Annotated in this window: 6 protein-coding genes; 3 read left to right on the forward strand and 3 right to left on the reverse strand. The window is 75.8% G+C overall.

Annotated features, from left to right (window positions below):
* Nucleotides 1-75 precede the first annotated feature (75 nt).
* The 3 genes from ACIRBY_RS06180 to ACIRBY_RS06190 all read right to left on the reverse strand — a co-directional run bounded on the left by ACIRBY_RS06180 (nt 76) and on the right by ACIRBY_RS06190 (nt 3569).
* On the reverse strand, nt 76-1383 hold the full coding sequence (locus tag ACIRBY_RS06180; protein ID WP_403896837.1) for a DegT/DnrJ/EryC1/StrS family aminotransferase: 1308 nt from the start codon (nt 1381-1383) through the stop codon (nt 76-78).
* Entirely contained in the window at nt 1377-2414 is a 1038-nt protein-coding gene (locus ACIRBY_RS06185) for an NAD-dependent epimerase/dehydratase family protein (protein ID WP_403896839.1), read from the reverse strand. The genes ACIRBY_RS06180 and ACIRBY_RS06185 overlap by 7 nt, the downstream gene beginning before the upstream one ends.
* A 420-nt stretch (nt 2415-2834) precedes the next feature.
* Nucleotides 2835-3569 carry a phosphatase PAP2 family protein gene (locus tag ACIRBY_RS06190; RefSeq protein ID WP_403896910.1) on the reverse strand — a complete coding sequence of 245 codons (735 nt, stop codon included), beginning with the start codon at nt 3567-3569 and terminating at the stop codon, nt 2835-2837.
* A 778-nt stretch (nt 3570-4347) separates the two neighbouring features.
* Between ACIRBY_RS06190 and ACIRBY_RS06195 the strand changes: the two genes are divergently transcribed.
* From ACIRBY_RS06195 to ACIRBY_RS06205, 3 genes are all read left to right on the forward strand, one after another.
* Nucleotides 4348-5550 (forward strand): acyl-CoA dehydrogenase, encoded by a 1203-nt coding sequence (locus ACIRBY_RS06195; RefSeq protein ID WP_403896842.1) that lies wholly within the window; start codon nt 4348-4350, stop codon nt 5548-5550.
* Nucleotides 5551-5621: 71 nt separating this feature from the next.
* Entirely contained in the window at nt 5622-6080 is a 459-nt protein-coding gene (locus ACIRBY_RS06200) for an RrF2 family transcriptional regulator (protein WP_403896845.1), read from the forward strand.
* A 464-nt stretch (nt 6081-6544) separates the two neighbouring features.
* A partial coding sequence (locus ACIRBY_RS06205; RefSeq protein ID WP_403896848.1) for an ABC transporter substrate-binding protein occupies nt 6545-6886 on the forward strand: 342 nt, incomplete at its 3' end.

Consider the following 6886-nt stretch of genomic DNA (forward strand, 5'->3'; position numbering starts at 1 on the left):
GTCGTCCCCTTCGTCGTTCGTACCGGTCCGTGCCCGGCCGGTCCCCCGCGTCCCGGCGGGGGGCCGTCCGTCCGCCTACCGCGCCGCGTCGGCCGTCCGCCGGGTCAGGGCGATCAGCGCCTCCCGTTCCTCGACGAGGACCTTGTACAGGACCTCGGCGTAGCGGTGCATCGTCCGCACGTCGTTGGGAGGGCCGAACGAGCTGAAGCTCTGGCCCAGCACCAGGCGGCGCAGGCAGACCTCCTCGCTCACGGGGTACTGCGCGGGATCGTAGCGGTGTCCGGGGGTCGCGTGCCCGCAGCTCCAGGGGCATCCCCGGCCGTATCCGCGCAGTTCCCGGAAGAGGGTCTGCCCGGGGACGGGCTGCGGCTGCCAGCGCATGATGTGCAGGCCCTCGGCGTTGACCGCCCGGGCGAGCGCGTCGCGGAAGGCGGCGACGGGGAGGCCGTCGAGTCCGATCTCCTCGGGCATGACGAGCAGCGGGTAGAAGAAGTAGACGTGCGTGCGGTCCTCGGGCACGACGGGCGGGCGGATGCCGGGCACCCCGGCGAGGGCCTGCGTGAGGGCGGCGCCGTTGGCCTGCCGGACCAGGGACATCTGCGGCAGCCGGGTGAGCTGGGAGCGGGCGAACGCGGCGGCGAGGACGTCGATGCGGTAGTTCCAGCCCATGATGCGGGCGTTGTAGTCGCGGCTCTGGCCGGGGAGTTCCTCACCGAACATCAGCACCCGCCGGGCCAGCCGGTGCTGCTGCTCGTCGCGGGTCGCGAACAGGCCGCCCTCGCCGAGGGCGGAGAGGGTCTTGGACCCGTTGAGGCTGGCGCCGCTCATCGTGCCGAGGGAGCCGACCGGCCGGCCCCGGTACTCGGCGCCGTGGGCCTGCGAGGCGTCCTCGATGAGGACGAGCCCGTGCCGGTCCGTGACCGCCCGCAGGGCCTCGTAGTCGGCGGGCAGGCCGTTGAGGTCCACGGCGACGACGGCCCGGGTGCGGCCGGTGATCCGCTCCTCGATCAGGGCCGGGTCGATGGTGAACGTCGCGAGGTCGGTGTCGACGAACACCGGGATGGCATTGGCCTGGAGCACGCAGGAGGCCGAGGCCAGGAAGGTGTCGGCCGGGACGAGCACCTCGTCGCCCGGCTCCACGCCGGCGGCGGCGATCGCCATGTGCAGGGCCGCCGTGCCGGAGTTGGCGGCCAGGACGTGGGGCATGCCGGTGAACCCGGCCCAGGCGGCCTCCAGGTCGTTCACCGTGCGCATCGGCCAGTGCCAGGGGGTCGCCTGATCCAGCGCGTCGAGCACGGCCTTGCGGTCGGCGTCGACGATGTGCGGCCAGGGAGCCGACTCGTGCGCGGAGAGGAGGGGGGAGCCCCCGTCGACGGCTAGCACGCCCCGGCCTCCTCACCGGCCGTGCCCGCGGCGGTCAGCGCAGGCCGCCGTCGGGCGGGGGCCTCGCGGCGGAACACCGCCCGGGCGGAGGGGGTCTCGGGGAAGGGGCCGAGCAGGGCGGCCAGCCCGGAGAGGCCCTCGGCGAGGGTGACCCGTGGCGCGAAGCCCAGCGCGGCCAGGCGGGTGACGTCGGCCAGGAGCGTGAAGCTGTCCGCGAGGCTGGAGGTGTCGGCGTCCAGCGGCGCCGGGCGGCCGGTCGCCGTCCCCACCGCGTCGGCCAGCTCGCGCATCGAGACGGCCGTGCCGGTGCCGAGGTTGTAGGTCTCGCCGTCGGCGCCGCGGGCGGCCAGGACGATCAGGGCCCGGCACAGGTCCTCGACGTGGATGAAGTCACGGCGCTTGCGGTCGATGTCCCCGACCACCGGGATGGGCTGCTCGTTGAGGTGCCAGCGCAGGAACTGCGAGACCTCCCCGCCCGCCCGGCGCGGGTCCTCCCCGGGACCGTAGACGACGAAGGACCGGCCGATGACGACGGGCAGCCCGGCCGTCGCGTGAAGGCTGCGCAGGGTCAGCTCGCCGGAGAGCTTCGAGGCGCCGTAGGGCAGGAAGGGCTGCGTGGGATGGTCCTCGCGGATCGGGCTGTGGAGCGGGGTGCCGTAGACGATGGCGGAGGAGAGGTAGACGAGCCGGCGCACGCCCAGTTCCAGGCAGGCGTTGCCGACGTTGCAGGTCGCCAGGGCGTTGAGGTGGAAGTCGCGGCGGGGGTCGGCGACCGACTCGGTGCCGCTGGCGTTGCCGGCCAGGTGGAACACGGCGTCGGCGCCCTGCAGGGCCAATAAGGTCTCGCCGTAGTCGCGCAGGTCGGCGCGGACGTGGGAGACACCGGGCAGGGACGCGAGTTCGGCGGGGAGGGGGGCGTGGTCGACGACGGTGACCTTCCGGGACAGCAGGCTGAGGGCCGTGACGAGGTGTCGGCCGACGAAACCGGCTCCGCCGGTGACGGCCACCTCCTCGTAGGGGGTTTCGGGCATGTCGGGACCGTGCTGCACGATCGCTCCATTCGGGATGCGAGGCGAGGGAAATGCGGGGGGGGGCGGGGGGCGGGGGGGAGGCCGGTGCGGGCGGACACCGGCCGGTGTCTCCCGGGGCGCACCCGCCTGCCGCGCACCCGGCGGTGCGCTCTCGAAGCGGCGGTGCTGTTCGACCCTGGCCCGGACCGGCAGTGGCGCTCACGCACCTGATCGGTTACGGCTCTGCCAGTTCACCACGGCTCCTCCCCGTCGGCGCAAGGGGCGCCGGGGAGAGTGGCCGAGACTGCCCGCCGCCCGGCCGCGCGGCGCCGAGAAGAGCGGAGTTGGTCTGTTTTCGCGACGATCGAGCACGGACGGAGGGATTCCGCCCGAACCGGAAGCGCGGCGGCGGCGCTCGGCGGCCGGGCCCGGATGGCCGATTCAGACGGACTCGCCCTTTCGGCCAGGGCGGCGCCTTTCCGCCCGAAGGGCACGGAGGCGGGCGAGCCGGACACCGTACGGTTCCCCGCGCGTCTCACGCGCGTGGTCGAGGGACGCCCGCCGGGCTCCGAAGGCCACGGCGGTCGCGCTCACCAGGGCCAGGCCGAGCAGCCAGCCCCCGAGCACGTCGCTCACCCAGTGCACGCCGAGCGCCACCCGCGTGTACCCGACGCCCACCACGGAGACCACCGCGAGCACCCACAGGAGCGGACGGCGCCGCCGGGGCGCCAGCGGGAGCAGGACCAGCAGCAGCACCGCGCAGGAGGTGGTGGCCGTCATGGCGTGCCCGGAGGGGAAGGCGAACCCGGGCGCGTGGGAGACCGGATCGGGCAGGTCGGGCCGGGCCCGCGCGACCACGCCCTTCGCCAGCGCGCCGAGGAGGCCGCCGGCCATGGCGGTGACGGCCGCCCACAGGGCCAGGCGCACCGCACCCCGCAGGAGCAGCCACACCACCAGCGCCGCCACGAGCAGCCGCATGGTCACCGGGTCCCACACCACGTGGGTCAGGAAGTCGAGGAAGCGCACCCACCCGGGATCCGCCAGCGCCACCGCGTGCAGCCGCCCGGCCGCCCCCCGGTCGAGCCGGCCCAGCGGCGCCCACCGCGCCTCGACCAGGACCAGGACGAGCGCGAAGGGGACGCAGGCGGGGACGGTCACGGCCACCGCCCTGAGCAGCCGCGCCCGGAACCGGGCCCCGGGCCCCGGGCGGGCATTGGGCCCCGGGCGGACACCACGTTCCGGGCCGGCACCACGTTCCGGGCCGGCCCCCTGTTCCCGGCCGGCACCATGTTGCGGGCCGGTGCCCGCTTCCCGGCCGGTGCCGGCTTCCCGGCCGGTGCCGGCTTCCCGGCCGGTGCCGGCTTCCCGGCCGGTGCCGGCTTCCGGGCCGGTGCCGGCTTCCGGCCGGGCATCGGGGTCCGTGGGGGCCGGGGCGGAGGTGCGGGGCGAAGTGGAAGGGCGTGCCATGACCGCCATGTTTCCCTCCCGGACCCCCCGCCGGAAGACCGGTACCCGCGCGGCCGGGTCTCCCTGACGGCGCATGAGCCGCCGAAGACCCCTCGCACCCGGCCGTCCGCCGCCGAACTCCCCGCGCTCCCGCACTCCCTGACGGAGGGTCCCGCCGTCCCGCGCCACCCCGGGACCGGATCGACACCCCGCCTACCTGCACCTTCTCTCATACCGAGACCGTCACGTCCGCCATGCGGTCACACCCTTGCCCGGGAAACGCATCCGGGGAAGTATTCCTATCAATCCGATGGGAAAGGTGGGGATCGGATACGGCGCGACCCGGCCCACCAGCCCTCCTCCCTCACGCGCCTCCGGCACCCGGTCGGCGCGGCCCGACAACGACCGGAGCAGTCGACATGACCACCGACGTCCCCCCGCCCTCCGCCGTCCGCCCCGCCCCCGCGCCCGCGCCCCGCCACCGCGCACGGGCCTCCCGGTGACGCCCGTGCCCACGGCCCCGCACCCCGCCGGACACCCGCCCACCGCCGCTCAGCGCCGCGCGCTCCTGCGCACCGCCCGCGACGTGGCCGAGGACCTGGCCGCGGACGCCATCACCCGCGACCGGGCGGGCAGGCCGCCCGCCGACGAGACGGCCCGGCTGCGCGAGGCGGGACTGCCCGCGTCGCTCACCCCGCCCCGCTCCGGCCGCGGAGCGGACTGGCGTACCGGATGCGCCGTCATCAGGGAGGTCGCCGCGGCGGACAGCTCGCTCGGCGAGGTCCTCGCCCGCCACTACGTGCACGCGTGGAGCGGGCGCTTCTACGCGGACGACGAGCGCGCCGCCGCCCTTGAGGAGGAATCGGTGCGGCGGCAGTGGCTGTGGACCGGCGCGGTGCACGCCCCCGCCCCCGACGAGGACGCCGAGCGGCCCGGTCTCACGCTGAGGCCCCGGACCACGGGGTACGTCCTGGAAGGGCGCCGGCCCGTGGACACGGCGGCGGCCGCCGCCGACCAGATCGTGCTGGACGCCGTGTGCGCCGTGACGGGCGACGTCCTGGTGGTCCGGGTCCCGGCCGGCACGCGGGGCGTGAGCGTCGAACCCGCGCCCGACCGGCTCGGCCAGCGCGTCGCCGGAGCCGGAGAGGTCGTGTGCGACCGCGTGACCGTCCCGGCCGGGCAGGTGCTGGGCCGTCGGCCGTACGACGCGGAGTCGGCCGCGCCCTTCACCTCGCTCGCCGAGCCGGCGCTCCGCCTCGCCCTCTGCCACGTGGGCCTCGGGACGGCCGAGGGGGCGCTCACCGAGGCACGGGACCTCAGCAGGGGCGGCCGGGCCCGCCGGGCACCCGGCGAGGACCCGGACCTCTTCCTCACCTACGGGGAACTCGCCTCCGCCGTCCAGACGGCGAGCGCCGTGGCGGACCGGGCCACGGAGGTGATGGCACAGGCCCTCGACACGGGCGGGCAGCTCGGCGCGGAGGAGGCCGCGGGCGTCGCCGCCCTGGTCGCCACGGCCGAGACCGTGACGTCGAAGGCCGCCCTGCACGTCACCGCCCGCGTGCTGGAGTTCGCCGACGCCCCGGGCCTGGACCGGTTCTGGCGCAACGCCCGCGTCCTGACGGCCCACCGCCCGGTGGCGCACCGCCTGCGCTCCATCGGCGAGCACTACCTCAACGGCTCCCACCGCGCGGTGGCGGCCGCCTTCCGCTGACGCGGGCCCCCGGATGCGCGGCCGCCCACCCGCGCGGGACGGGGGCCCCGGCCGTACGGGATAATGTCCGCATGCGGATCTCAGCCAGGGCGGACTACGCGGTACGCGCCGCACTGCAGCTCGCCGCGTCACAGGACGACGAGCCGCTGAAGGCCGAGGCCATCGCCGACGCCCAGGACATCCCCCACAAGTTCCTCGAGGGCATCCTGGGCGACATGCGCCGCGGCGGCCTCGTCCTCAGCCGGCGCGGCGGCAACGGCGGCTACCGGCTGGCCCGCCCGGCGGCGGCCATCAGCATCGCGGACGTCATCCGCGTCGTGGACGGACCGCTCGTCTCGGTGCGCGGGGTCCGCCCGCCGGACCTCTCCTACACCGGCCCCGCCGAATCGCTGCTCCCCCTGTGGGTGGCGCTGCGGGCCAATGTCCGCGAGATCCTCGACGGCGTGTCCCTCGCCGACGTCGCCTCCTCCGCCCTGCCCGCCGACGTCTCGGCGCTGGCCCACGCCCCGGGCGCCTGGACCAATCCCTGAGCCCAGTCCCCACCTGCGCTTTCTCACGTCGCGAGACGGCGGCGTCCACCATGTGATCGGCCTCTTGGGGCGGCCCTCCCGCTCTGCCAAGATGCCTACCAACCAGGTGGGAAAACTAGGAATCGGGGAGGCGACCGTGCGAGCACCGCACCGTGCGGGCCTGCCGCTGCCCCTGATCTCCCGCCGGCACATCGATCTGGGCCGCACCTCCAGCGCCATCTGTCAGCCTGCCTGAAACGCCCCCGGGGGCCCGGCCGCACGGGCGGGGCCCACGGCCGGCATGCCGTGCCGCGTCGCGCGCCGCGCCGCCGCACTCCCTCCCCGGGCCGCCCGACGACCCACGGCCTCCCCACGCGCCACCACGCTCCCGCCCGCCCGCGGCCGGGAGCGGGTGCCGTGCGCGCCGACGGCTTCGCCGCGCCCTCCCGCACTCCCGCAACCCCATCCCGTGAAAGGACACCCCCGTGTCTGCCGCAAGATCGCTCACCGCCCTGCGCGCCCTCGCCGTCACCGCGGCGCTCCCCCTGCTGCTCACCGCGTGCGGCTACGGCTCCGAGGCGGAGAAGACGGAGCCGAAGGCGGCCGGCGCCGCGTCCGGGGGCGGCAAGGCGCTCTCGGCGTCCGAGGTCCGCATCGGGTACTTCCCGAACCTGACCCACGCCACCGCGCTGGTCGGTCTCCAGGAAGGCCTCATCGCCAAGGAGCTGGGCACCACCGCGATCAAGCCGCAGACCTTCAACGCCGGCCCCTCCGAGATCGAGGCCCTCAACGGCGGCTCCCTCGACATCGGCTTCATCGGCCCCTCG

Origin of the sequence: Streptomyces sp. NPDC096136 (genome assembly GCF_044763325.1) — a bacterium.
GTDB lineage: Bacteria > Actinomycetota > Actinomycetes > Streptomycetales > Streptomycetaceae > Streptomyces.

Bases quoted from the DNA above. Each gene is read 5' to 3' on its own strand.
- ACIRBY_RS06200 (WP_403896845.1), top strand. From the start codon at position 5,622: ATGCGGATCTCAGCCAGGGCGGACTACGCGGTACGCGCCGCACTGCAG.
- ACIRBY_RS06185 (WP_403896839.1), bottom strand. From the start codon at position 2,414: ATGCCCGAAACCCCCTACGAGGAGGTGGCCGTCACCGGCGGAGCCGGT.